At 65.0% G+C, this 24,474-nt stretch carries 21 protein-coding genes; 14 read left to right on the forward strand and 7 right to left on the reverse strand.

Annotated elements, in window-relative coordinates:
* Nucleotides 1-98 precede the first annotated feature (98 nt).
* Nucleotides 99-1,190 carry a LacI family DNA-binding transcriptional regulator gene (locus ACIPY3_RS00460; RefSeq protein ID WP_400328727.1) on the reverse strand — a complete coding sequence of 364 codons (1,092 nt, stop codon included), beginning with the start codon at nucleotides 1,188-1,190 and terminating at the stop codon, nucleotides 99-101.
* 225 nt (nucleotides 1,191-1,415) lie between these two features.
* On the opposite strand from ACIPY3_RS00460, the gene menD reads away from it, so the two are divergent.
* A complete protein-coding gene (gene menD / locus ACIPY3_RS00465; protein ID WP_400328730.1) occupies nucleotides 1,416-3,125 on the forward strand; it encodes a 2-succinyl-5-enolpyruvyl-6-hydroxy-3-cyclohexene-1-carboxylic-acid synthase in 1,710 nt (569 codons plus the stop codon).
* Nucleotides 3,126-3,362: 237 nt separating this feature from the next.
* Here the strand turns inward: menD and ACIPY3_RS00470 are convergent, their stop codons facing one another.
* From ACIPY3_RS00470 to ACIPY3_RS00485, 4 genes are all read right to left on the reverse strand, one after another.
* Nucleotides 3,363-4,145: an amino acid ABC transporter ATP-binding protein gene (locus ACIPY3_RS00470; RefSeq protein ID WP_400328733.1), complete on the reverse strand. Its 783-nt coding sequence runs from the start codon at nucleotides 4,143-4,145 to the stop codon at nucleotides 3,363-3,365.
* An 11-nt stretch (nucleotides 4,146-4,156) separates the two neighbouring features.
* Nucleotides 4,157-4,948, reverse strand: coding sequence for an amino acid ABC transporter permease (locus tag ACIPY3_RS00475; RefSeq protein ID WP_397324438.1), 792 nt, complete (start codon nucleotides 4,946-4,948; stop codon nucleotides 4,157-4,159).
* A 100-nt stretch (nucleotides 4,949-5,048) separates the two neighbouring features.
* Nucleotides 5,049-5,843 carry an ABC transporter substrate-binding protein gene (locus ACIPY3_RS00480; protein ID WP_397324437.1) on the reverse strand — a complete coding sequence of 265 codons (795 nt, stop codon included), beginning with the start codon at nucleotides 5,841-5,843 and terminating at the stop codon, nucleotides 5,049-5,051.
* A 158-nt stretch (nucleotides 5,844-6,001) separates the two neighbouring features.
* Nucleotides 6,002-7,351, reverse strand: a complete 1,350-nt coding sequence (locus tag ACIPY3_RS00485) for an isochorismate synthase MenF (RefSeq protein ID WP_400328737.1) — start codon at nucleotides 7,349-7,351, stop codon at nucleotides 6,002-6,004.
* 91 nt (nucleotides 7,352-7,442) lie between these two features.
* Here ACIPY3_RS00485 and ACIPY3_RS00490 point away from each other — a divergent pair, with 91 nt between their 5' ends.
* The 4 genes from ACIPY3_RS00490 (at nucleotide 7,443) to ACIPY3_RS00505 (ending at nucleotide 12,920) form a co-directional block, all read left to right on the forward strand.
* A complete protein-coding gene (locus ACIPY3_RS00490) occupies nucleotides 7,443-8,213 on the forward strand; it encodes a demethylmenaquinone methyltransferase (protein ID WP_400328740.1) in 771 nt (256 codons plus the stop codon).
* An 11-nt stretch (nucleotides 8,214-8,224) separates the two neighbouring features.
* Nucleotides 8,225-9,568: a geranylgeranyl reductase family protein gene (locus tag ACIPY3_RS00495; protein WP_400328743.1), complete on the forward strand. Its 1,344-nt coding sequence runs from the start codon at nucleotides 8,225-8,227 to the stop codon at nucleotides 9,566-9,568.
* 9 nt (nucleotides 9,569-9,577) lie between these two features.
* Nucleotides 9,578-10,681, forward strand: a complete 1,104-nt coding sequence (locus tag ACIPY3_RS00500; RefSeq protein WP_400328748.1) for a polyprenyl synthetase family protein — start codon at nucleotides 9,578-9,580, stop codon at nucleotides 10,679-10,681.
* 1,357 nt (nucleotides 10,682-12,038) lie between these two features.
* Complete coding sequence (locus ACIPY3_RS00505; RefSeq protein ID WP_400328753.1) at nucleotides 12,039-12,920, forward strand: type IV toxin-antitoxin system AbiEi family antitoxin domain-containing protein; 882 nt, start codon at nucleotides 12,039-12,041, stop codon at nucleotides 12,918-12,920.
* A 510-nt stretch (nucleotides 12,921-13,430) separates the two neighbouring features.
* Here ACIPY3_RS00505 and ACIPY3_RS00510 read toward each other — a convergent pair.
* Together ACIPY3_RS00510 and ACIPY3_RS00515 are read right to left on the reverse strand one after the other, a co-directional pair.
* The gene (locus ACIPY3_RS00510; RefSeq protein WP_397324428.1) at nucleotides 13,431-13,853 is read right to left on the reverse strand and encodes a hypothetical protein; all 423 of its coding nucleotides are present in this window, start codon (nucleotides 13,851-13,853) and stop codon (nucleotides 13,431-13,433) included.
* Between the two features lie 13 nt (nucleotides 13,854-13,866).
* Nucleotides 13,867-14,538 carry a trimeric intracellular cation channel family protein gene (locus tag ACIPY3_RS00515; RefSeq protein WP_400328761.1) on the reverse strand — a complete coding sequence of 224 codons (672 nt, stop codon included), beginning with the start codon at nucleotides 14,536-14,538 and terminating at the stop codon, nucleotides 13,867-13,869.
* Between the two features lie 63 nt (nucleotides 14,539-14,601).
* Between ACIPY3_RS00515 and ACIPY3_RS00520 the strand changes: the two genes are divergently transcribed.
* The 9 genes from ACIPY3_RS00520 to ACIPY3_RS00560 all read left to right on the forward strand — a co-directional run bounded on the left by ACIPY3_RS00520 (nucleotide 14,602) and on the right by ACIPY3_RS00560 (nucleotide 24,456).
* Nucleotides 14,602-15,300 (forward strand): sirohydrochlorin chelatase, encoded by a 699-nt coding sequence (locus tag ACIPY3_RS00520; protein ID WP_400328767.1) that lies wholly within the window; start codon nucleotides 14,602-14,604, stop codon nucleotides 15,298-15,300.
* Between the two features lie 151 nt (nucleotides 15,301-15,451).
* Nucleotides 15,452-17,194, forward strand: coding sequence for a nitrite/sulfite reductase (locus ACIPY3_RS00525; protein WP_400328769.1), 1,743 nt, complete (start codon nucleotides 15,452-15,454; stop codon nucleotides 17,192-17,194).
* Nucleotides 17,191-17,904 (forward strand): phosphoadenylyl-sulfate reductase, encoded by a 714-nt coding sequence (locus ACIPY3_RS00530; protein ID WP_400328772.1) that lies wholly within the window; start codon nucleotides 17,191-17,193, stop codon nucleotides 17,902-17,904. The genes ACIPY3_RS00525 and ACIPY3_RS00530 overlap by 4 nt, the downstream gene beginning before the upstream one ends.
* A complete protein-coding gene (cysD, locus tag ACIPY3_RS00535; RefSeq protein WP_400328775.1) occupies nucleotides 17,901-18,908 on the forward strand; it encodes a sulfate adenylyltransferase subunit CysD in 1,008 nt (335 codons plus the stop codon). Before ACIPY3_RS00530 ends, cysD begins: the two co-directional genes overlap by 4 nt.
* The gene (locus ACIPY3_RS00540; protein ID WP_400328780.1) at nucleotides 18,909-20,321 is read left to right on the forward strand and encodes a sulfate adenylyltransferase subunit 1; all 1,413 of its coding nucleotides are present in this window, start codon (nucleotides 18,909-18,911) and stop codon (nucleotides 20,319-20,321) included. It begins immediately after the preceding gene.
* A 98-nt stretch (nucleotides 20,322-20,419) separates the two neighbouring features.
* The gene (gene mmuM, locus ACIPY3_RS00545) at nucleotides 20,420-21,373 is read left to right on the forward strand and encodes a homocysteine S-methyltransferase (protein ID WP_400328783.1); all 954 of its coding nucleotides are present in this window, start codon (nucleotides 20,420-20,422) and stop codon (nucleotides 21,371-21,373) included.
* A 154-nt stretch (nucleotides 21,374-21,527) separates the two neighbouring features.
* Complete coding sequence (locus ACIPY3_RS00550) at nucleotides 21,528-22,676, forward strand: ABC transporter substrate-binding protein (protein WP_400328784.1); 1,149 nt, start codon at nucleotides 21,528-21,530, stop codon at nucleotides 22,674-22,676.
* 120 nt (nucleotides 22,677-22,796) lie between these two features.
* Entirely contained in the window at nucleotides 22,797-23,528 is a 732-nt protein-coding gene (locus tag ACIPY3_RS00555; protein WP_397324415.1) for an ABC transporter ATP-binding protein, read from the forward strand.
* Nucleotides 23,518-24,456, forward strand: a complete 939-nt coding sequence (locus tag ACIPY3_RS00560) for an ABC transporter permease (protein ID WP_400328787.1) — start codon at nucleotides 23,518-23,520, stop codon at nucleotides 24,454-24,456. Before ACIPY3_RS00555 ends, ACIPY3_RS00560 begins: the two co-directional genes overlap by 11 nt.
* Nucleotides 24,457-24,474 lie beyond the last annotated feature (18 nt).

The raw sequence follows: 24,474 nt of genomic DNA on the forward strand, positions 1-24,474 counted from the left end.
CTAAGCGCATTGAATGTGACTTTGGCAACAGCAGGTGGGAAGAATGTGGACAAAAAAGTCCGGCATGTTTTACATGCCGGACTCTGGGTGGGTGGCAATTACCTGGGCTGGCAGCCGCAGCTCTCCCGCACCACAAGGCGAACGGGAAGGTGCACAGTTGCGGGCGGTCGATCAGGATGGTCAAGCCGGTCAAGGAGCAGCTGCACCATGGCCCGGCCCATTTGTTCCATGGGTTGGCGAACCGTGCTCAGAGAAGGCCGGACCACGCGACCCGCCGCAATGCCGTCGAAGCCGGTCACGGCGACGTCGCTGGGAACGCTGAGTCCAGCGGCGGCAAGTGTATCCAGGACCATGAGCGCATCCTGATCCGTTGCGCAAACAATGGCCTCGGGCAGGTTCCCTTCCCGGCAAAGCGTGCGGATAACGTCTGCCACGCTTTCGTCACTGCCGCAGGGATAGTCCGGCTCGCGGATTGCGGACAGTCCGGCAATATGGAGCGTCCCCAGGAAGGCCTGGAGGCGCTGGTCATTGTCGGAGGAGGGCATGCCGCCAAGGAACATGAGCCGGGTCATGCCATGCACCGTCAAGAGGTGCTCGGTTATCTGTCGAAAGCCGGACGCATTGTCCACGGTCACGTGGTCCAGTTTCCGGTTGAGGACGCTTTCGGAGACTTCCACAACCGGGATGCGCCGGGCTATTCGGGCGAGGGCTTCGCTGGGGACCGAGCGTGGAAATACGGCGAGCCCATCCACTCGGCCTGCGATGTCGGACAAGACAGCCTCGTTGTTTTCCGGATTGCCGCCACCCACCAGGAGGGCCTGGCCACGCCGCCAACATTCCAACTCGACGCCGCGCTGCACCTCGTCAACATACAAAGGGAACAGCCGGAGGTCCTCATTCCCGAGCCCCTCGGCCAAGGCTGGGTCCGAGGCAGCAATGCCCTCTTCCCTCCGTCCATGCGAAGGGTCCAGCAGGTAGTCGTAAGCGAACAAGCCCAGGGCGCCGGTCCTGCCGCGGGCCAGGCCACGGGCGCTGGCGCTGGGAACGTAGCCCAGGGCCTCGGCCGCTGCGAGCACCGCCTCGCGAGTGGACGCTTTGACCTTTTCCGGCTGCCGAAAGGTGAACGAAACCGTGGCGATTGAGACGCCCGCCCGTTCTGCGACGTGGTAGACCGTGGGACCCTTTGCCATGTGAATCTCCTCCTGAATCGAGTCTAAGCGCTTAGCTCGCTTCCGTCGTGTGAGAGAGCGTTGGTGGGAAGGGGGTGTTTGGTGAGAGAGCGTCGGTGGGAAGGGGGTGTTCGGTGAGAGAGCGTCGGTGGTATCCGACGCTCTCTCACCGAATGGCCGTTTTCGGTGATCGCTCTCTCACCGTTCGGCCGCTTTCGGGCCGAGGGGCGCCCATAGACTGGGACGGTGACTTCCCAGGACTCTCTGACATCCATTGGCGCCGCCCGGGTTGCGGTATCCGCCCTGCTCGACGGCGGTGTGCGGCACGTGGTGGTGGCGCCCGGTTCGCGGTCGGCGCCTATGGCCTACGCCTTGGCGGAGGCAGAGGCTACGGGCAGGGTGATCCTCCACGTCCGGATCGACGAACGCGATGCCGGTTTCACGGCCCTTGGCCTGGCCCTGGCAACCGAAGCGCCAGCCGCTGTCGTCACTACGTCCGGGACCGCCGTCGGGAACCTGCTCCCGGCAGTGATGGAAGCTAACCACGCGGCGGTTCCGCTGATCGTTGTTTCGGCCGACCGGCCTGAGGAACTGCACGGTACCGGGGCCAACCAGACCACGCTCCAACTGGACCTTTTCGGCGAGCACGTCCGTTTCGCCGTCGACGTCGCGGCAGGGGGCAACCCGCAGAGGGCAGTCGCCACGGCACTGTACGCGGCCACGGGAGCACTCGAGGACACTCCGCCAGGCCCGGTCCAGGTAAACCTCGCGTTCCGGGACCCCTTGGTGCCGGAGTCGGGCGATGCCCTGCCGCCGGCCGCGGGCCACGCCCTTTTCCATTACGACGCCGGACCGCAGGCACTCGACCTGCCGGCGGCTTCCAGCGAGCTACCCGAGCGACGGACCGTGGTCCTGGCGGGCCACGATGCCGGTCCCGTGGCTGAGGCTTTCGCCCGCGCCCACGGCCTGCCGCTGCTCGCTGAGCCATCGTCCAACGCCCGCTTCGGCCCCAACGCCGTGGGCCCGTACCGGCTGCTGCTGGAGCACTTCGGCCCCGAATCACCCACCCCTGTTGAGCGAGTGGTCCTGTTCGGCCGCCCCACCTTGTCCCGGCCGGTCTCGGCGTTGCTGGCGAGGGAAAGCGTCGAGTCAGTGATCTACCAGCCCGTTCCCGTGGCGTGGTACGAGGATGGCCGACGCCGGGAAACCCCGGTCGAAACCCTGCCGGAACTCGCGGAGTTCGCGGGCCGCGGTTCGGATGACTGGTTGGATTCCTGGCTCCTCGCGGGCGCCGCCGCCCAGCACGCGCTCGACTCCGTCCTCAACGGGGAGCCCACAGCCACGGGCCCGTCGGTAGGAGCAACCGTGTGGGCACATGCCCGCGGGAAGCTGGTGCTCGGCTCGTCCAATGGCATCCGGGACGTGGACCTCGCCGGGCAACCACACCCCGACCCGTTGGCCACGATTTACGCCAACCGGGGTCTCGCCGGCATCGACGGCACTCTCGCCACGGCTACCGGCATCGCCCTGGGCAGCGGCCGCGAAACCACAGTCCTGCTCGGTGACGTGACCTTCCTGCACGACGTCGGCGGCCTTCTCCTCGGCCAAGGCGAACCCACCCCGGACCTGCGCATCGTTGTCCTCAACGACGCCGGTGGGGCCATTTTCGGCCTGCTGGAGCACGGTGCGGTGGAAGACTCAGGGGCCTACGGCACCGCCGTCGAACGCCTCTTCGGAACCCCGCACTCAGTGGACATCGCGGCCCTCGCGGCGGCGTACGGCGTCGGGCACAGCGCGGTAAGTACGACGGCGGCACTGGCCGAAGCGCTCAGGGCGCCGCTCAAGGGACGCACCATTGTGGAAGTGCGCGTGGACCGGGCGGGCCTGCGGGGACTCCATGCGCGGATCAAAAAAGCCATCAACGCAGCCGTGGGCAAGGTCCTCACGGCAGGCTAGGAATCGACCGTGCCCGTTTCCGCCGTCCGCGCCCGTAACCTCGGGGGCGCAAGGCGTGAAAGGGTGCGACGCGGGCGAAGCAGTGGTGCGCTGGGCGGGAGTGGGTGCGTCAGGAACGATCGCAGGGTGCGCCGCGGGCGAAGAAGTGGTGCGCCGGGCGGGAAATGCCGCGCTAAGAAACACGGAGGGCGGCACCCGAATGCGGGTGCCGCCCTCCTGCGTCGCTGAACGGGGGATTCAGTCCTCGACGACGTCGATGTGCGTCGGGTCCAGGACGCGGCGCAGGAATTCCTTGGTTCGCGGCTGTGTGGGGGCGCTGATGACCTGCTCGGCCACGCCTTCCTCCACTACAACGCCGCCGTCCATGAACACCACGCGGTCGGCCACTTCGCGGGCAAAACCCATCTCGTGCGTGACCACCAGCATGGTCATGCCTTCCTGGGCCAGCTTGCGCATGACGGCCAGGACGTCGCCCACGGTTTCAGGGTCCAACGCGGACGTGGGCTCGTCGAAAAGCATCAGCTGCGGATCCATGGACAACGCCCGGGCGATGGCAACGCGCTGCTGCTGGCCGCCGGAAAGCTGGTCCGGGTAACGGTCCGCAAGGTGCCCAAGCCCCACGCGTTCCAGGTTGCGGCGGGCCACGTCGGCAGCCTCGGACTTGGACCGCTTGAGGACCTTGACCTGCGAGATGGTGCAGTTGTCCAGGACGCTCAGGTGCGGGAACAGGTTGAAGTGCTGGAACACCATTCCCACGCTCTGGCGCATGCGGTTGAGGTCCACATCCGGGTCCGTGGCCTCGAACTTGCCTACGTTGATGGTGCCGGCGTTGGGCTGCTCAAGCAGGTTGACGCAGCGCAGGAGCGTGGACTTGCCCGAACCCGAAGGACCGATCAGGCAGACCACCTGTCCGGGCTCGACGGTCAGGGAGATGCCCTTGAGGACCTCATTGTTGCCGTACGACTTGCGGAGGTCCTTGATGTCCACGCCCGCAGCGCGGACTGTTGCGGAGTTGGTCATGACTGTCCGTCCTATCGCTTGGTCCGCGCAGAGCGGCTTTCGAATTTCCTGGCAAGGAGGCTCAAGGGGATGGTGATCACGAGGTAGAACGCGCCGGCCACCAGCAGCGGGGTCAGGCCTGCGCCCAGGCTGGAGATGCCATCGCGGCCGAATTTGGTGAGCTCGTACTGGGACGCCGTGAGGCCCAGGACGTAGATCAAGGACGAGTCCTTGGTGAGCAGGATGATCTCGTTGGTCAGCGGAGGCAGGACGATCTTGAAGGCCTGCGGGATCACGATCGAGACCATGGCCCGCCAGTGCGGCATGCCGAGGGACCGGGCGGCTTCCATCTGTCCCTTGGGAACAGCCTGGAGGCCGGCGCGGAGGGTTTCGGCGATGTAGGCCGAAGCGACGATGCCCAAGGACACCATGACCACAATGTTGACGTCCCACTGCACACCGAAGGCCAGGGGCACGCCGTAGCCGAAGGCGATGAAGACCAGCAGGGCCGGAACACCGCGGAAGAACTCGATGTAGCCGGTGGCGATCCAGCGGTAAAGCGGGAAGGAGGAGAGCTTCATCAGGGCGAGCAGGAGGCCGCCTGAGAGGCCCACCACGAATGCCAGTGCGGTGTAGATGAGGGTGTTCTTGAGGCCAACCAGGAAGATTCCCGGGAACATGGGGCCGATCTTGGCGAAGTTGAAGACGCTGTTGCCAATGGTCTTCCAGTCCACGGCGATGATCACTGCGGCCACAGCCACAACGAAGATTCCGGCCTGGACGTAAAGACTGACTCTGGCTCGTTGACGTGCAGTCATTGCCATGGTGTTCTCACAATCATGTTGCGCAGCGGGGGCCCCGAACCGACTGCTTTAACAGAGAGTTACGGGGCCCCGCTTGCGTGGATATCGGGAGCCGGTTGCCTTACTTTGCGGCTTCGCCGAACCAGGTGGTCTTGAACTTTGCCAGCGTTCCGTCGTCCGTGAGGCGTTTCAGGGTGGCGTTCACGGAGTCGGCCATGGCGGTGTTGCCCTTCTTGATGGCAATGCCAAGCTTCTCGCCGGTTGCGTAGTCCTCGATGCGCTTGATCTTGGAGTCATCCTTGATGGCGTAGCCCAGGACGGACTGGTTGCCGACGGCGGCGTCGATGGTGCCGGCCTTGAGGGCCTGGACCAGGAGGCCGGAGTCCTCGAACTGCTGGGCGTCAATTCCCTTGTCCTTGGCGTACTGGGCGCCAGTGGTGGCCTGCTGGACGCCCACCTTCTTGCCCTTGGCGCCGTCAAGGTTGCTGATGCCGGAAGCGGTGGAGGCCACCAGGGTCAGGTCGTCATCCATGTAGGGGCTGGAGAAGTCCATGACGTTCTTGCGGACATCGGTGATGGAGATGGAGGAGATGGAAACGTCGCAGCCAGTGAGGGCCGTGCCGGTTTCGATAGCCTCGAAGGAGCTGTCCACCACGTTGAGTTCGGCTTTGAGGTCCTTGGCAACTTCGGCCGCGATGTCCATGTCGAAGCCGACGTTCTTGCCGTCCTTCTGGAACTCGAAAGGCTCGTAGGGGATGTCCGAGCAAACGGTCAGCTTGCCGGCGTTGATGAGCTGGGGGCCCGAACCTGAGGCGGCCGGAGTGGAGGAACCACCGCATGCGGTCAGGGCCAAAGCACCTGCTGCGAGCACGGCGGCCATCTTGGTACCGGACAGAACCGAACGGGAGATCTGCATATTTTTACCTTTTGTTGCAGTGGATGCTGGACTGAGTCGGTCTTTAGTGTAGTACCGAACGTGAGATGTGCATCACAGGAAACTAAGTTTCACTATTGGATAACCAGTTTAGCGAATATGCAAGGGGGGTCGGAGAGTCCCGGTCTGGAATCCCAGATTCAGCGGCGGATGCCGAGGGCTTCGAGCATCGGACGGAACTTGGCCCAGGTTTCGGCCAATTCAGCTTCGGGCTGTGAGCCTTCAACGATGCCGCAGCCCGCATACAGGCGCACGGTGTTGGCGTCCTCGATCACGGCTCCGCGCAGGGCGATGCCCCACTCGCCGTTGCCTGCCGCGTCCAGCCAGCCGACCGGACCTGCGTAGGGTCCTCGGTCCAGATGTTCCAGTTTCCTGATCAGTGCGCCGGCAACCAACGTGGGTGTTCCGCACACGGCTGCGGTGGGGTGGAGGGCGTTGATCAACGCGAGGCACGTAGGCACATGGCCTTCGATGTCCGCCAGTTCGGCCTTCACGTCCGAGGCCAGGTGCCACACGTTCGGCAGTTCCAGGATGAAGGGTTCGCTGTGCGAGTTCATCGCTTCGGAGAACGGGGCCAGCTGCCGGGTCAGGGAATCGATGGCGATCTCGTGTTCGTGCCGCTGCTTCTCCGACCCGGCCAGCACGCGTTCGGCGTATTCCATGGGGGAGCCGTCGATGCCCTCGGCGTCCCTGCGGTCGAGGGTCCCGGCCAGCACGCGGGCTTGGGCTGTGCGGCCCTCCACCTGGATCAACATCTCCGGGGTGGCACCCACCAAACCGTCCACGCCGTACGTCCAGCATTCCCGGTACCGTGCCGCGAGTTGGCGAAGCACCTCCGCGGCGTTGACCCCTGATGGAAGGGTGGCAACGACGTCGCGCGCCAGCACCAGCTTCTCCAGCTTCCCGGCACGGATTTCCTCCACACCGTTGGTCACCGCTTCCATCCACGCTGCTTCGGTAAGCGACCCGCGCCCAAGCGAGCCACGCGAACCGTTGAGCGCGTCGCCGTCAGGTGAGCGCCCGACGTCGGAAGTTACGACGGCGGGTTCGTCACCGTTGGTGCCGGACAGCCAGCGTTCCACAGTGGCCAGGACAGTCGCCTCGGTGAGGGGGCCGTCGTCGAACGTCAGCTGGGTGGCCCAGGCGCGGCCGTCGCGGATGCCGACCACGAGTTCCGGCAGGATCAGGCGTGAAACGTGCGGCGAGGTCTTGGAAAAAGCGAAGGAGCCGAACGCCACCGGCCCCGTCCCAGGCAGCTCAACATGGTCGGTGATTTCGGCCTCAAGGATGAGGTGCCGCCACCAGATATCGGCCTCGAGGAAACGCTCCGGACCGGTGGTACTGAAGCGGGTCAGCTCCCCGTATCCCACCAGGCCAGCCTCGCGGCGGGACCAGCACAGAACGTCGTCACGCACCAGAAACGACGGCAGCCCCCCGGAGGATGAATCGACATCGAGGGGGACTGTCAAAGTGCGGAGCGTGCTGGTCATGATGGAACAACAGTACTCCCGGGTGCAGGCAGAACCCGCCCCTTCTTCTACAGCGCAGCAAACTTGGCTGTTTGTCTGAGACAATTGACGGGTGAACCGAGCATCCTTGGAAAAGCGTCCGGACGAAGTTGCGACGATGTTTGACGATGTCGCCCCTAAATACGATGTTGTCAACGACGTCCTCTCCATGGGGCAGACGCGGCGGTGGCGCCGGATCGTGGTGGATGCCATCGACGTGAAGGCCGGGCAGCGCGTGCTGGATCTGGCTGCAGGAACCGGTACTTCCAGCGAGCCCTACGCCGATGCCGGTGTGGATGTTGTGGCCTGCGATTTCTCCCTGGGGATGCTCAAGGTTGGCAAGCGCCGCCGCCCGGACATCGACTTCATTGCCGGTGACGCCACCAATCTCCCGTTCGCGGACAACAGCTTTGATGCCTCCACCATCTCCTTCGGACTGCGCAACGTCGTTGAACCCCGCAAGGCCCTCCAAGAGATGCTCCGCGTGACAAAGCCCGGTGGCCGCCTGGTCATCGCCGAGTTCTCCCAGCCGGTGGTTCCGCTGTGGCGCACCATGTACACCGAGTACCTCATGCGTGCCCTCCCGGCCATCGCCACCAAGGTGTCCTCCAACCCGGACGCCTACGTCTACCTCGCCGAATCCATCCGCGCCTGGCCGGACCAGGACCACCTGGCCCAGTGGCTTGCCGACGCAGGTTGGACGGACATCACTTATCGCAACCTCAGCGGCGGAATCGTCGCAGTGCACCGCGCGCAGAAGCCCGCCGAACACCGCGAAAGCGTTCCCGTGGCCAAGCTGCGCCGCCAGATCAAACCGCGCCGGACGGGCGCGCAGTCAGGCTGACTTAGGACACCGTGAAAGTACTGATAGTTGGCGCGGGCCCCGCAGGGTCCACCGCCGCGTATTACCTGGCCCAGGCAGGCATCGACGTGACGGTCCTGGAAAAGACCTCCTTCCCGCGCGAAAAAGTGTGCGGGGACGGGCTCACTCCAAGGGCTGTCCGGGAGATCCAGAAGCTTGGGTTGCCGCACTCTGTTGAGGACGGGTGGCGCCGGAACAAGGGCCTCCGGTTGATCGCCGGTGGCCGCACCATAGAGCTGCCCTGGCCCGAGGTCTCCGACTTTCCCACCTACGGACTCATTCGAACCCGCCTCGGCTTCGACGAATCCCTCGCCCGGCACGCGGAGGCGGCAGGTGCCGTCGTGCTTGAACGCCACAGCGTCACCACCGCACTGACCTCTGATGACGGACGCGTGATCGGCGCGCGCGCCGCGATCCTCGACGAGTCCGGACGCAAGACGGGGGAAACGCGCGACTTCCTTGCCGACGTCGTGCTCGCCGCGGACGGCAACTCCACGCGGACCGCAGTCTCGCTGGGAATGCACAAGCGCGACGACCGGCCCCTCGGTGTGGCCGTGCGCACCTACTTCACCTCGCCCCGGCACAACGACGACTGGATGGAAGGCTGGCTGGAGCTGCCCGGCAAATCCGGCAACCCGTTGCCCGGCTACGGTTGGGTGTTCGGCGTGGGCGACGGCACGTCCAACGTGGGCCTCGGCATCCTGAACTCCTCCAAGGAATTCGGCAAGCTCGACTACAAGCAGGTCCTGCGTGAGTGGACCGCCGCGATGCCGTCCGAATGGGGCTTCACCCCGGAGAACCAGGTGGGGGAGATCCGTGGCGCCGCGCTGCCCATGGGCTTCAACCGCACCCCGCACTACTCGCCCGGGCTGCTCTTGCTGGGCGACGCCGGCGGCATGGTGTCCCCGTTCAACGGCGAGGGCATCTCCTACGCCATGGAGTCGGCACGGTTTGCGGCGGAGTTCCTGATCGATGCTTCCTCCCGTACTGCCTCTGCCGGATGGAACACGCACGACGCCGATGCGCACCTTTCGCGGTACGCGGACTATGTGCGGGACCAGTGGGGTTCGCATTTCACGCTCGGACGGGCATTTGCTTTCCTGATCGGCAAACCCGCCGTGATGAAGCTCGCCCTGCGGACCGGCATGCCCATTCCCGTGCTGATGCGCTTTGTGGTCCGGCTGCTGGCCAACCTCACGGACTCCTCGGCGAAGGGCTTCGAAGACCGGGTGATCCGGGTCCTGGAAATGCTCGTTCCACCCACGTCCAACACTTCCTCCACCCGCCCGTTTGCAGCGGCAGGGTCCGACACCGCGGTTTCCGCACCAACTAGTTAGGGTTAACCCGTGACGAACTCTGCCGAACACAGCTGGACCCATGCCGGGCACGGCCTGCCGGACTCCAACGAGCCCGCCCCCAACACCACCGCGATCGCAACGGGCCTCCAGCTGCCCGCCGGTTTTGCCGCCATCGCAGGCGACGCCGAGCTCGGCCCCGCCATCACCACCAACCTTGCCCGCGTGGAGAAGAAGCTTCGCGAGGCCATCTCCAACTCGGATCCGCTGGCTGACGCAACGTCGCGCCACCTGGTGGAGGCCGGCGGCAAGCGCATCCGTCCCTTGCTGACCCTGCTGTGCGCCCACCTTGGCGATGCTTCCCGTCCCGAGGTTGTCCAGGCCGCCGTCGTGGTTGAACTGACGCACCTGGCCACGCTGTACCACGACGACGTCATGGACTCCGCGCCCTTCCGCCGGGGAGCCCCGACGGCCCACGAAGTATGGGGCAACTCCGTCGCGATCCTCACCGGCGACCTCATCTTTGCCCGCGCCTCCATCCTGGTGTCCGAGCTCGGCTCCCGCGCACTTGGCATCCAGGCCCGGACCTTCGAACGCCTGTGCCTCGGCCAGCTCCACGAGACCGTTGGTCCCCGCGAGGACGAGGACGCCGTGGACCACTACCTCTCCGTCATCGCGGACAAGACGGGGTCCTTGGTTGCGGCTTCGGGCCAGCTCGGAGCGATTTTCGCCGGTGCCGCTCCTGAGTACGAGGACGTCCTGGTTGAATACGGCGAAAAGGTTGGCGTTGCCTTCCAATTGGCTGACGACGTCATCGATGTCACCGGCGTGAAGGTAAAGTCCGGCAAGTCCCCGGGTACCGACCTCCGCGAAGGCGTGCCCACCCTTCCCGTGCTGCTGCTCCGCCGTGACGCTGCCGCTGGGGATGCCTCGGCCGTCGCTTTGCTTGAACTGGTGGATGGCGACCTGTCTTCCGACGCTGCCTTGGCTGAGGCTGTCGCCGGCCTCCGCGAACACCCCGTCACCGCCGAGTCCTGGAAGATCGCCCGCGAGTGGTCTGCCGAGGCCGTTGCCGCCCTGGCCCCGCTGCCGGATGGTGTTGTGAAGTCCTCCCTGACCAACTTCGCCCACGCCGTGGTGGACCGGAGCAGCTAGCCTTTCTTCTGCGTTGAGGCAGGCCTCTGACCCTCCGGGGTTGGGGGCCTGCTTTTTTGTTTGGTGTCGTGTGCCGTCGCGACCCACTTTGGGTGGGCCGGGGCTTTGAGGGGCCCGGTTTTGCGGCGTGTCTTCGGCTGTCGGCGTCAAAGTTGGTCGTGGCGGCACACCCCGACGGCGGTGCTCGGCTTTGGTGGCGTCCGTCTGTGCCGTCGCGACCCACTTTGGGTGGGCAGGGGCTTTGAGGGGATCGGTTTTGCGGCGTGTCTTCGGCTGTCGGCGTCAAAGTTGGTCGTGGCGGCACATCACGACGGCGGCACCTGGCTTTCGAGGCACATCACGACGACGGTGCACGGTTTCGGTGGGCACACGGCGGCGTGGCCAGGGTTTGGTGGCTTCCGTCTGTGTCGCTGCGACCCGCTTTGGGTGGGCGGGGGCTTTGAGGGGTTCGGTTTTGCGGCGTGTCTTCGGCTGTCGGCGTCAAAGTTGGTCGTGGAGGGCACACCACGACGGCGGTGCTCAGCTTTGGAGGGCACACCGCGGCGGCGGTGCCAGGGTTTGGTGGCTTCCGTCTGTGCCGTCGCGACCCGCTTTGGGTGGCGCAGGGCGGAGGCACCTGGCTTTGGTGGCTTCCGTGGGTGCCGTCGCGACCCGCTTTGGGTGGGCCTGGGCTTTGTGGGGCTCGTTTAGCGGCGTGTCTTCGGCCGCCGGCGTCAAAGTTGGTCGTGGCGGCACACGACGACGGCGGTGCCACGGTTTGGTGGCTACACGGCGGCGGCTGGGCCAGGGTTTGGTGGCGTCCGTGGGTGCCGTCGCGACCCACTTTGGGTGGGCTGGGGCTTTGAGGGGCCCGGTTTTGCGGCGTGTCTTCGGCTGTCGGCGTCAAGTTGGTCGTGGCGGTACACCACGACGGCGGCACCTGTCTTTGGTGGCACATCACGACGGCGGTGCTCGGCTTTGGGCGCGCGGCTGGGCTGGTGGGTGGTGGCGAGGGCTTAAATGGAATGGCCCCGGCTCGCTGCAACGTTACGAGTCATACGCTGCACCGAACCGGGACCACAATCTCCGTTCGCATCAGACCCACCGGAGGCATTTAGTGGATCCGTGAATAGCTTATGACAACTCTGTCACATAAGCAACTCCGTGGGTCAAAGAAATTTCGATGGAAGTGCTGTCATTTACAAAGGTCAACCGTGCCGTGACCACCAACTTTGGTGGTCACGAATCCATGCCACGCCGGCTGAGGAGTCTCCGGCCGGTGGGGACGCTGCAGAGTGGGTGGTGGGGGTACGGGGGTTTTCCACATACGGCTTTCTGAGTGCAGCGTGCGGCCTTGGCGGAGTCACAGCATGGACTGATGGATGTCACTCAATTTCTCCGCAGCCGTCATGGGGCTGCGACCACCGCATCCCTCTATGCAGCTGGATTTACCCGCAGGCGATTGGCGAAAGCCGTCAAGGAGGGCGATATCAGCAGGCTCCATCGAGGTGTGTACGTCTCGAAGGACGCTGATCCGGACATCGTGGCGGCGTTCCGGGCCAATGGAAAACTGACATGCGTTTCCGCCGCCCGGTTCTATGGCCTGTGGACGCTCCACGATGGTCCGCTCCACGCTGGTGAGCAGCTCCACCTGAGCTGCGGCACCGGGCTTGCCAGGCGACGGGTTGTCCACCACGGCCAGCGCCTGCACCCGGACCATCCCTATCTACCCGTGGCAGGAGTCGCCGACGTCCTGTTGCATGCCATGAGGTGCCTCCCCGAGTTGGAAGCCCTGGTCATGGTGCAGAGTGCTGTCAGTCATGCGTTGCTGACCACGACTTTCCTGAAGACCAAGATGAACGGCAACCGGAACGGAGTAGCCAGGGCCATCCTGGACCTTGTCCTGCCGAGGGCCGACTCGCTCTTGGAGGTGCTCGCTCATACCCACTTCACGCGGGCCGGGTTGCAAGTCCGGATGCACGCGGACGTCCCAGGGGTCGGTGAAGTTGATTGCCTGATCGAGGAATGCCTGATCGTCGAACTCGACGGCGGGACTCATTTCGAGCCGAAACAGGTGAAGAAGGACCAATACCGGAACAATGCAGGACTCCTCGGAGGCCTCCCGAGCCTGCACTACTACTATGCAGACGTTGTGTATCAGCCACAGAAGATGGTGGACGAAGTCCTGGCCGTGCTCCGGAACAGGGAGGCCGGGCGTTTCGGGCCGTTCCGATACCTGGCCAGCCAGCCGCCGTCGTAATTAATTCCAAGCGCTGTACCGCCACGACCAACTTTGAGGGCAAAAGGTAGCCGGGAGGCCCGTGCAACGGCGTGTTGCGTCGGCTTCCCGCTCAAAGTGGGTCGTGGCGGTACACGGGCCGGGCCGAAGGGGGGCGGGAGGAGTGTGGCATGGCGGGACAGAGGCCGGATGGATGAGGCGAACAGGGCCGGGGGAGTGTGGCGGGGCCGTTCCGATACCTGGCCAGCCAGCCGCCGTCGTAATTAATGTTCTGAGCGCTGTACCGCCACGACCAACTTTGAGGGCAAAAGGTAGCCGGGAGTCCACTGCAACGGCGTGTTGCGTCGGCTTCCCGCTCAAAGTGGGTCGTCGAGGTACACAGGCCGGGCCGAAAGGGGGGCGGGAGGAGTGTGGCGTGGCGGTCCCGGGGCCGGATGGCAGGACGAGGGCCCCGGGCCAGCGGCGCCGCACAACAAAAACCGCCCCCGGCAACCACAACGGGCTGCCCGGGGGCTGAGAAACAAGAAAAACCTAGTCTTCGTCGTTGAATGCCCAATCGAACATGTCGAAGACGAACTCGGAGAACGTACCTTCCTCGCTCTTCCACTGGCCGCGGGCATTGTTGCGGCGGAAGACGATGGGGTCAGGGACGCCGAGGTCGGCGACGCGGAAGCCCCACGTGAACTGCTCGTCCTCGTCCTCAAGGAACATGAGGAAGCCTTCGTCATCGACTTCGAGTTCCTCGGGATCCCAGAAGTAGTGGTAGGCCTCCATGAGGTCTTCGCAGCCGCCCAGGGCGAGGTAGAACTCGCGGAGAACCAGGGGGATGGTGAAGGAGTGCTCGGACAGTGCGTCATCGAGTTCGCCGGGCGTGAGGCCGTCTTCTTCCTGCCATTCATCCTCGAGATACTTTGGGACCAGCGCGCGGAACTTCTCGAGGAACATGTCAGTCATGCTCTAATCCTAGCTAATCGCGGACCCCGGAATTCGCCCCCGGGCCAACCCCTGCGCGGTGCCAACCGCGGACGGCCAATGGCACGTACCACCCGCGTCGCCAGGCGGTGACGCGGAAGGCGAAAACGATGCCCGCGACAAGGCAGGCCCAGAGTCCGTTGAAGTCACCCAGATGCCACAGCAACGTGGTCAATCCGGCGCCGACGAAGGCCGGGAGGGCGTAGATGTCGCGGTTGTTGAAGAGGGTGGGAATCTCGTTGGCCGTGATGTCCCGCAAAAGCCCGCCGCCAACAGCCGTGGTGACGCCAAGCAGGATGCAGGTCACGGGATTCATCCCCGCCGTGAGGGCCTTCAGCGTACCGGTGATGCAGAACAGGGCCAGCCCGCCGGCGTCGAACAGGGTCAAGAGGGAAGTGAACCGCTGGACCGAGGAGAACAGGTAGTAAACCAGCAGCGCGGCCAGCAAGGGCGGGGCCAGATAGGCGGGATTGGTGAAGGAAGCCGGGGGACCGGCGTCGATGATGATGTCCCGGATGACACCGCCGCCCAGGGAAACGATGGAGGCAAGCAGCACTGAGCCAACAAAGTCGAACTGCTTCCGCGCGGCCAACAGCGAGCCTGAAACGGCAAAGAAGAACACGCCAATGAGGTCGAGCCAAAGAAGAACAATGTCGATGGAAATCAAGTGGACGGTTCTTTCTGGAGCGCGCTTCACAACAGGTGCTGGCTCAACGTTACGCTAGCTCCCATGAACAGCCCCGTCTTGATCGCTTGTGCCCACGGAACCCGCAACGCCGAGGGCCAGGCAGCCATTCGCCAGGTCATGGCCGAAATCGAGGAACTGCGGCCGGGGCTTCAGGTCCTGGAGGCCTACGTGGACGTCCAGGAGCCCGAGCTGTCCGGGGTGGTGGAAGGGCTGCCCGAGGGAACCGAGGCCGTGGTGGTACCCCTTCTGCTCAGCACCGGGTTCCACATCAAGGTTGACGTGCCCAAAGCGATCAAGACCCGGCCCGAGGTAGTGGCCGCGAAGCCGATTGGGCCGGATCCGCGACTGGCGGAGCTGCTGGCCGCCCGCTTGCGCGCCTCCGGACTGCAGGAGAACGACGGCGTCCTGCTGGCTGCCGCGGGATCGTCCCTTCCGGACGGCTCGGTTGACTCGGAGGAGCAGGCGCGCCTGCTCGCGGAACTGCTGCCGAACAAAGTCCGGGTGGCTTACGGTGCCAGCGCCCAGCCCAACGTGCCCGACGGCGTTGCCTCCTTGCGTTCAGAGCTCACCGGAAGCGGGGGCCGGGTTTTCATTGCGTCCTACCTCCTGGCGACAGGCTATTTCCACGACCAGTTGTTCAAGGCAGGGGCGGATATTGTGACGGACCCGCTGCTGCCCTCACCGGTTCTGGCCGAGATCGCGCTGGAGCGGTATGACGCAATAAAGGACAGCCTTTCCTAAACCATTCGGCCGCGAGATGACGGGGCAAGGGACTGCATAAGAAGCTGGTGCGGACAAGGCCCCACGACTGTTCATGACGAAGTGTTTCCTTAGGTGACTCAACATTTCCGGACCTTTGCTGGCGAAATCTGGCCACACCTACCCTCGATATATGACAGAAACAGCTGTAGCCGGTGCGCCCGCGGACACCGAAGTCTCGAAGCGTCCCGCACGCACCCGCCCGGCCGCCAAGCCCCACGGTCAGTGGAAGGTTGACGGCACCACGCCCCTCAATGCCAACGAAACCTGGAAGCAGGAAGACAACGGGCTGAACGTCCGTGAGCGCATTGAGTCTGTCTATGCCAAGGAAGGCTTCGACTCGATCGATGGCACGGACCTGCACGGCCGGTTCCGTTGGTGGGGCCTCTACACCCAGCGCAAGCCCGGGATCGACGGCGGCAAGACCGCAACGCTTGAACCGCACGAGCTCGAAGACAAGTACTTCATGCTGCGCGTGCGCATCGACGGCGGTGCCCTCACCACCGAGCAGCTCCGCGTCATCGGCCAGATCTCCGTGGACTTCGCCCGCGGCTCCGCCGACCTGACGGACCGCCAGAACATCCAGCTCCACTGGATCCGCGTTGAAGATGTCCCGGAAATCTGGCGCCGCCTGGAAGCTGTGGATCTGTCCACCACCGAGGCTTGCGGCGACGTTCCCCGCGTCATCCTGGGCTCCCCGGTTGCGGGCATCGCCAAGGACGAGATCATCGATCCCACGCCCTTGATCCACGAACTGTCCGAGCGTTTCATCGGCGACCCGGAGCTGGCCAACCTGCCCCGCAAGTACAAGACCGCCATCACGGGCCACCCGTCCCAGGACGTGGTGCACGAGATCAACGACTTTGCCCTGGTAGGCGTCGTCCACCCCGAGCTCGGTGCCGGCTACGACCTCTGGGTTGGTGGCGGCCTCTCCACCAACCCGCGCCTGGCTGAGCGACTTGGCGTGTTCGTCTCTGCCGATGTTGCCGCCGAAGTATGGCTCGGCGTCACCAGCATCTTCCGCGACTACGGCTACCGCCGCATGCGCACCAAGGCCCGCCTGAAGTTCCTCATGAACGACTGGGGTCCGGCCAAGTTCCGCCAGATCCTCGAGGACGAATACCTCGGCTTCAAGCTCCCGGACGGCCCGGCCGCTCCGAAGCCCACCTCGCCGGGCGACCACATTGGCGTCCACGAGCAGAAGGACGGCAAGTTCTTCATCGGCGTTACCCCCACTGTGGGCCGCACGTCCGGTGAGGCCTTGGTGAAGCTGGCCAACACCTTGGAGCAGCACGGCACCTACCGCCTGCGCACCACGCCGCACCAGAAGCTCGTCATCCTGGATGTTGAGAAGGACCAGGTGGAGCCGCTCATCGCCGAACTGGACACCCTGGGCCTCTCCGCCCGTCCGTCCGTGTTCCGTCGCGGCACCATCGCCTGCACCGGCATCGAGTTCTGCAAGCTGGCCATTGTTGAAACCAAGGTCACCGCTGCAACGGCCATCGCCGAACTGGAACGCCGCCTGGCCGACCTCGTGGAAACCAAGCAGCTGCCCCAGGCACTGTCCCTCCACATCAACGGCTGCCCCAACTCCTGCGCCCGCATCCAGACTGCTGACATCGGCCTCAAGGGCATGATGCTGCCGACGCCCGACGGCGACCCCACCCCGGGTTTCCAGGTCCACCTTGGTGGCGGGCTGGCAAACAACGAGCGCGAAGAAGCCGGTTTGGGGCGTACTGTCCGCGGCCTCAAGGTCACGGTCGAAAACCTGCCCGACTACGTCGAGCGTGTGGTCCGCAAGTTCGTCGAAGTTGGCGCCGAGGGCCAGACCTTCGCTGAGTGGGCACACTCCGCAGACGAAGGAGACCTCCAGTGACAGTGATTACCAAGCGCTCCAACGAAGAGCTCAAGGCACTGGCCGAAGCCGGCGCCGCCGAGCTCGACTGGAACGCGCCCGCCGCCGACGTGATCGCGTGGGTGGCACGGAACTTCGAACTGCCCGCCATCACGGTGGCCTGCTCCATGGCTGATGCGGTCCTGCCGGCCCTGGTGGCCGAGCAGATTCCCGGCGTCGACGTGCTGTTCCTGGAGACCGGCTACCACTTCAAGGAGACCTACCAGACCCGTGACGAGGTTGCGGCGAACCTGCGGGTCAACGTGGTGGACGTCCTCCCCGAACACACGGTCGAAGAGCAGGACAGCCTTTTGGGCAAGGACCTCTTTGCCCGCGATCCCGGCCAGTGCTGCGCGCTCCGCAAGGTGGCACCGCTCCGGCGTTCGCTTGGTGGCTACGAGGTGTGGTTCACCGGCGTACGCCGCGACGAAGGCCCCACCCGCACCAACACCCCCGTGGTCACGTGGGATGAAGGCTTCGGCCTGGTCAAGGTGAACCCCATGGTGGACTGGTCCTTCGATCAGTTGGTGGAGTACTCCGAGGACAACATCCTTCCCGTCAACCCCCTCCTGAGCCAGGGCTACCCGTCCATCGGATGCCAGCCCTGCACCCGCAAAGTGGCCCCGGGCGAAGACCCCCGAGCCGGCCGCTGGTCAGGTACCGACAAGACAGAATGCGGACTACACACATGAGCACTTCTACAACCAGCGAGGACCTCGAGTTGAACCAGTTGCAGAGCGAGACCGAGGAATCCGCCGCGGCGTGGCGGGCATCGCGAAGCGGGCACGGCGGATCCTCGGTCGAGCGACTCAGCTCACTGGACACCCTCGAGTCCGAGGCCATCCACATCATCCGCGAGGTTGTTGCCGAGTTCGAGAAGCCCGCGCTGCTGTTCTCCGGCGGCAAGGACTCCGTGGTGATGCTGCACCTGGCCACCAAGGCTTTCTGGCCGGGCAAGGTTCCCTTCCCGGTGCTCCACGTGGATACCGGCCACAATTTCCCGGAGGTCCTGGACTTCCGCGACCGCACGGTTGAGCGCCTGGGCCTGAAGCTCGTTGTGGGCTCGGTGCAGGAATTCATCGACCGCGGCGAACTGGCCGAGCGTGCCGATGGCACCCGCAACCCGCTTCAGACGGTTCCGCTGCTGGATGCGATCCAGAAGAACAAGTTCGACGCCGTTTTCGGCGGCGGCCGCCGCGACGAGGACAAGGCCCGTGCCAAGGAGCGCATCCTGAGCCTCCGCGACGAGTTCGGCCAGTGGGATCCGCGCAACCAGCGTCCCGAGCTGTGGAACCTGTACAACGGCCGCCACACGGTTGGCCAGCACGTTCGCGCGTTCCCCATCAGCAACTGGACCGAGCTGGACATCTGGCGTTACATCGAGCGCGAGAACATTGAGCTCCCCGGCCTGTACTACGCCCACGAGCGCGAGGTGTTCGCCCGCGACGGAATGTGGCGCGCGGTCGGCGAGGTTTCCCAGCCGCTCCCGCACGAGGACGTCATCACCAAGACGGTCCGGTACCGCACGGTGGGCGACATGTCCTGCACCGGTGCCGTCGAATCCGACGCGTACACCGTGGCCGACGTCGTTGTTGAAGTCGCTGCCTCCACCCTGACCGAACGTGGCGCCACCCGTGCAGATGACCGCATCTCCGAGGCAGCCATGGAAGACCGCAAGAAGGACGGCTACTTCTAAATGAGCACCGAAACCACCTTCCTGGAAGCCGGACTCGAGTCCGCGCCGCTTCCGTCCACGCTGTTCCGTTTCGCTACCGCCGGCTCGGTCGACGACGGCAAGTCCACTCTTGTGGGCCGCCTCCTCCACGACTCGAAGGCGATCCTTGCCGACCAGCTCGACGCCGTTGCCCGCACCTCCGCGGATCGCGGTTTCGGCGGCGACAAGGGCGGCATCGACCTGGCGCTCCTGACCGACGGCCTGCGTGCCGAGCGCGAGCAGGGCATCACCATCGACGTCGCTTACCGCTACTTCGCCACGGACCGCCGCAGCTTCATCCTGGCGGACTGCCCCGGCCACGTTCAGTACACCAAGAACACGGTGACGGGCGCGTCCACTGCGGATGCCGTCGTCGTACTGATCGACGCCCGCAAGGGTGTCTTGGAGCAGACCCGCCGCCACTTGTCCGTGCTGCAGTTGCTGCGCGTGGCCCACGTGATCGTGGCTGTGAACAAGATCGACCTGGTGGACTTCAGCGAGCAGGTGTTCCGCGACATTGAAGCGGACGTGCAGAAGGTTGCCCGCGAGCTGGGCCTTGGCTCGGATGGCGTAGCCGACCTCCTGGTGGTTCCCGTGTCGGCGCTGGACGGCGACAACGTGGTGGACCGCTCGGAGCGCACCCCCTGGTACAACGGCCCCGCCCTGCTGGAGGTCCTCGAAACCCTTCCGGCCGCCGATGAGCTCGAATCCGAACTGGAAAGCTTCCGCTTCCCGGTCCAGCTGGTGATCCGCCCGCAAGGTGCGCTGGCTCCCGACGCCGTAGCCGGTGGACTGGACGTTGAGGCCTACCGCGATTACCGCGCCTACGCCGGCCAGATCACCGAAGGCTCGGTCAAGGTTGGCGACCAGGTCACGGTTCTGACTCCGGGACACGAACCGCGCAACACCACGGTGGTAGGCATCGACTTCGCCGGCCGCTCGCTTGAAGAAGCAGCTGCCCCGCAGTCCGTGGCGGTCCGTCTGGCCGATGAACTCGACATTGCCCGTGGGGACACGATCGCTGCAGCAGGGACCGTCCGCGAAGCTTCCGCAGACCTCTACGCCTCGCTGTGCTGGCTCTCGCCCAAGCCCCTGCGTGAAGGCCAGAAGGTCCTGGTGAAGCACGGGACCCGCACGGTCCAGGCCTTGGTCCGCAGCGTGTCCGGCAAGCTGGACCTCGCCACCTTCAAGTCCGAGCCGGCGTCGAGCCTGGAGCTCAACGACATCGGAAACGCGCAGCTTCGTCTCGCCGCAGCGCTGCCTCTGGAGAACTACCTGCGCCACCGCCGCACGGGTGCGTTCCTGGTGATCGACCCGATCGATGGCAACACCCTTGCCGCCGGCCTGGTCAAGGACCACCCGGGCGACCACGAAGACGAACGTTACGTCATCTAAGGACACGCAAAGACACAGAACCGCGGCTTGTTCGCTGGTCCCGGCCATTAAAGGCGGGATATCCGAACAGGCCGCGGTTTCTTTTTTGGAAAGGCACCATGCCCCGGAACACCACCTTGAGCACCCTCCTTGACGCAGGCACTGACCTGGTCCTGGACGGCGCCCTGGCCACCGAACTCGAAGTCCACGGTTGCGATCTTGACGATCCGTTGTGGTCCGCCAAGGTCCTGCTGGAACAGCCGCACCTGATCAAGCAGGTCCACCGGGACTATTTCGACGCCGGCGCCTCCGTGGCGATCACGGCCAGCTACCAGGCCACGCCGGCAGGCTTCGCGCGGCGGGGCCTTTCCGTAGAGGAATCGTTGGAGCTTGTGTCCCGGAGTGTCAGGCTGGCCGACGAAGCCCGGCAGGAGTACTACGCTGCGCACCCCGGTGCCCGCTCCCTCCTGGTGGCAGGGTCGGTGGGACCCTACGGGGCCTACCTCGCCGACGGCTCCGAGTACCGCGGCGATTACACGCTTTCTTCCGCGGAATTCCGGGATTTCCACCGCCCACGCATCGCCGCGCTCGTGGACGCCGGGGTGGACTTCCTTGCCTGCGAGACGTTGCCATCCTTTGCCGAGGCTGAGGCGCTGCTGGCGCTCGTGGCGGAGTTCGACGTCGAAAGCTGGTTCACGTTTACGCTGCGGGACAGTGCCCACATCAGTGACGGAACGCCCCTGACGGACGTGGCGGCGCTGCTCCGCACGGAACCGCGCGTTGCCGCCGTCGGGCTTAATTGCGTGCCGCTGGAACTTGTGACTCCGGCGTTGGGCACCCTCCGGAACCTCACCGACGCGCCGCTGGTGGCATACCCGAATTCGGGTGAAACCTACGACGCCGTGACAAAGACCTGGGGAGCTTCCGAGGGTGCCGGTCACGTCGGCACCCTGGCTGGCAACGCTGCTGACTGGCGGGCGCTGGGTGCCCGTTTGGTGGGAGGTTGCTGCCGCACGAATCCGCGGGATATTGAAGCCTTGGCGACGAATATGACGCCACATGAACCTTCATGAACCCCGATTTCTCCGGGATTGAAGCGAAATATGACAGTCCCTACTGTGAATTCATGACCTCCCTGGAACGGTCCTTCCTTGCCTTCGATGGGCGATGTTAGGGGCCCGATCTTCGCCCCGCTTCACATCCCCAAAGCTTTCTAAGGACCTCCCCATGGCAAACACCCCCGAGTCGCAGAAGCCTGATCCAGGCACCATCCGCATTGTTGCGGGTGAGTCCACCAAGCCCAAACGCCGCCGTGCCTTGGAGATCGGACTGGCCGTCGGCCTGGTCCTGCTGATCGGTGCGGGCGCGGCCGTGGCCTCGGTTGTGTCGAACAACAACCAGGCAGCCCCGGCTGTGACCACCTCGCCGGCGGCTGAGCTGAAGCTTGGTTACTTCAGTAACGTCACCCATGGCCCGGCGTTGGTGGGTACCAGCAAGGGCTTCATCGCCAAGGAGCTCGGCAGCACCAAGCTCAGCACGCAGGTGTTCAACGCCGGCCCGGCCGCGATCGAGGCGCTGAACGCCGGCGCGATCGATGCCACGTACATTGGCCCGAACCCGGCGATCAACTCCTTCGTCAAGAGCAACGGCGAGTCCATCAGCATCATCGCCGGTGCGGCCGCCGGTGGCGCCCAGTTGGTGGTCAAGCCAGAGATCAACTCCGCAGCGGACCTCAAAGGCAAGGTCCTTGCCTCGCCGCAGCTTGGAGGCACCCAGGACGTGGCGCTGCGGGCCTGGTTGGGGGACCAAGGGTACAAGACCAGCCCTGATGGCAGTGGTGATGTGACCATCAACCCCACCGAGAACGCCCAGACGTTGAAGTTGTTCCAGGACGGAAAGCTCGACGGCGCGTGGTTGCCTGAGCCGTGGGCCTCGCGTTTGGTGCTGGAGGCCGGGGCGAAGGTCCTGGTGGATGAGAAGGACTTGTGGGAGAAGGGTGATTTCACCACCACCATCCTGATCGTGAACAAGAAGTTCGCCGCCGAACACCCCGAGACGGTCAAGGCGTTGTTGAAAGGCCACGTTGAATCCGTGAACTGGCTGAACTCCGCCTCCGCCGAGGAGAAGGCCACCACCATCAACGCCGTGTTGAAGGACACCGCGGGCAAGCCACTCCCGGCCAACGTGATCGACCGGGCGCTGCAGAACATCAAGTTCACCACCGACCCGCTGGCCGGGACCTACAAGAAGCTCCTCCAGGACGGCGTGGACGCAGGCACCACCAAGACCGCCGACATCAACGGCATCTTCGACCTCCGCGCCCTGAACGAAGTGCAGGGCAAGAAAACCTCCGCCGCCGGACTCGGCCAGGACTAAGCACTACACAGGCCGGTCCGCTTCCACCCCGGACGCGGACCGGCCTCGGCCGCAACCGGACCCCTCCGGCCGCGGCGCACGCAGTACCAGCTTCACGAACAACAAACGAAGGACGGGACCATGCCAGTCGTACTGGAGAACTTGGGCAAACGCTTCGGTGACGGCGCCCCCGTCCTGGACGACGTCAACGCCACCATCGGGCAGGGCGAATTCGTTGCCCTCCTCGGTGCGTCCGGCTGCGGCAAGTCCACCCTGCTGAACATCATCGCGGGACTGGAGCACCCGACGTCGGGCGCCCTTGAGGTGCCCAGCGATGGTGCGGCCTTCATGTTCCAGGACTCCGCCCTGTTCCCGTGGCTGACGGCGCGCGGCAACATTGAACTCGCCCTGCAGCTCGCCGACAAGTCCAGCAGCAAGGCGAGCCGTCGTGCCCGGGCAACAGAGCTGCTGGAGCTCGTCCACCTCGGCGGTGCCGGGGACAAGCGTCCGCACGAACTGTCCGGCGGCATGCGCCAGCGTGTGGCCCTGGCCCGTTCGCTTGCCCAGGACCGGCAGGTGCTGCTCATGGACGAGCCGTTCGCTGCCCTGGATGCCATCACGCGCGACCTCCTCCACGACGAACTTGAGCGGATCTGGAAGGAAACGGGCCGCACCATCATCTTCGTGACCCACAACGTCCGCGAGGCCGTGCGCCTGGGTCAGCGCGTGCTACTGCTGTCCTCGCGTCCCGGCCGGGTGGTGGCTGAGTGGGATGTCACCGAAGAACACCGCACCGACGCCGGCCGGGCAGGGGAGCTCACCGGCGTCATTACCCGACGACTTCGCGAGGAGATCCGCCGCCATGCCAAGTAACCAGACCACCGAAGAGCGGACCCTCCCCGTGAGCGACCAGAACCACATCACCTCGCCGTCCATCAAGGGCAACCCTTCCGAGCTGCGGGACCTCGAGGCGGGCCTGGACAACCTCCAATCGGACACACGGCGCAAGGCCGGCATTGACTGGAAGCGCATCCTGTTGCCAGTGGCGGCCTTGGTGGTCCTCGTGCTCGTTTGGCAGTTTTACGTTTCCCTGGGTTTGAAGCGCCGCGACCAGGTTCCCGGCCCGATTGATGTTCTCACCCAGCTGGGCGTCCTGTGGGGCGAAGGCAAGGTCCAGGAATCCGTGTGGACTTCGCTGCAGCGTGGCTTGGTGGGCTTCCTGATTTCCGTGGTGGTGGCAACTCCTGTGGGCTTGTTGCTGGCGCAGGTTGCTCCGCTCCGGCGCGCTTTCGGTCCGTTGATCTCCGGCCTGCAAGTCCTGCCTTCCGTGGCTTGGGTCCCCGCCGCCATCATCTGGTTCGGGCTCACGGATGCCACCGTCTACTTCGTGGTGCTCATGGGTGCCATCCCGTCGATTATCAACGGCCTGATTTCCGGCGTCGACCAGATCCCGCCGCAGTACCGCAGCGTTGGCACTGTCCTTGGCGCCAACCGCGTGCAGATGGCGTTGCAGATCGTCCTTCCGGCCGCCCTCCCCGGGTACATCGGCGGTTTGAAGCAGGGCTGGGCGTTCTCATGGCGCTCCCTCATGGCCGCGGAAATCATTGCCGTGGGCGGCACCATCGGCTTCGGTCTCGGCTCCTTGCTTGACCAAGGCCGTGCGTTGTCCGATATGGCGATCGTGATGTCCGCTATCCTGCTCATCCTGTTTGTGGGCATCCTGATCGAGCTGCTCGTGTTCGGCCCGATCGAGAAGCGCCTCCTGCAGCGCCGCGGCCTGCTCGCGGGCAGCTCCCGCTAACCCTTTCGAAACGCGACG

The sequence above is a fragment of the Paenarthrobacter sp. NPDC089714 genome (assembly GCF_044748905.1).
GTDB lineage: Bacteria > Actinomycetota > Actinomycetes > Actinomycetales > Micrococcaceae > Arthrobacter.

Coding starts and splice junctions, on each gene's coding strand:
- ACIPY3_RS00540 (WP_400328780.1), top strand. CDS start 18,909: ATGAGCACCGAAACCACCTTCCTGGAAGCCGGACTCGAGTCCGCGCCG.
- mmuM (WP_400328783.1), top strand. CDS start 20,420: ATGCCCCGGAACACCACCTTGAGCACCCTCCTTGACGCAGGCACTGAC.
- ACIPY3_RS00550 (WP_400328784.1), top strand. CDS start 21,528: ATGGCAAACACCCCCGAGTCGCAGAAGCCTGATCCAGGCACCATCCGC.
- ACIPY3_RS00485 (WP_400328737.1), bottom strand. CDS start 7,351: ATGACCAGCACGCTCCGCACTTTGACAGTCCCCCTCGATGTCGATTCA.
- ACIPY3_RS00560 (WP_400328787.1), top strand. CDS start 23,518: ATGCCAAGTAACCAGACCACCGAAGAGCGGACCCTCCCCGTGAGCGAC.
- ACIPY3_RS00470 (WP_400328733.1), bottom strand. CDS start 4,145: ATGACCAACTCCGCAACAGTCCGCGCTGCGGGCGTGGACATCAAGGAC.
- ACIPY3_RS00510 (WP_397324428.1), bottom strand. CDS start 13,853: ATGACTGACATGTTCCTCGAGAAGTTCCGCGCGCTGGTCCCAAAGTAT.
- ACIPY3_RS00525 (WP_400328769.1), top strand. CDS start 15,452: ATGACAGAAACAGCTGTAGCCGGTGCGCCCGCGGACACCGAAGTCTCG.
- ACIPY3_RS00505 (WP_400328753.1), top strand. CDS start 12,039: ATGGATGTCACTCAATTTCTCCGCAGCCGTCATGGGGCTGCGACCACC.
- ACIPY3_RS00460 (WP_400328727.1), bottom strand. CDS start 1,190: ATGGCAAAGGGTCCCACGGTCTACCACGTCGCAGAACGGGCGGGCGTC.
- cysD (WP_400328775.1), top strand. CDS start 17,901: ATGAGCACTTCTACAACCAGCGAGGACCTCGAGTTGAACCAGTTGCAG.
- ACIPY3_RS00520 (WP_400328767.1), top strand. CDS start 14,602: ATGAACAGCCCCGTCTTGATCGCTTGTGCCCACGGAACCCGCAACGCC.
- ACIPY3_RS00475 (WP_397324438.1), bottom strand. CDS start 4,948: ATGGCAATGACTGCACGTCAACGAGCCAGAGTCAGTCTTTACGTCCAG.
- ACIPY3_RS00555 (WP_397324415.1), top strand. CDS start 22,797: ATGCCAGTCGTACTGGAGAACTTGGGCAAACGCTTCGGTGACGGCGCC.
- ACIPY3_RS00480 (WP_397324437.1), bottom strand. CDS start 5,843: ATGCAGATCTCCCGTTCGGTTCTGTCCGGTACCAAGATGGCCGCCGTG.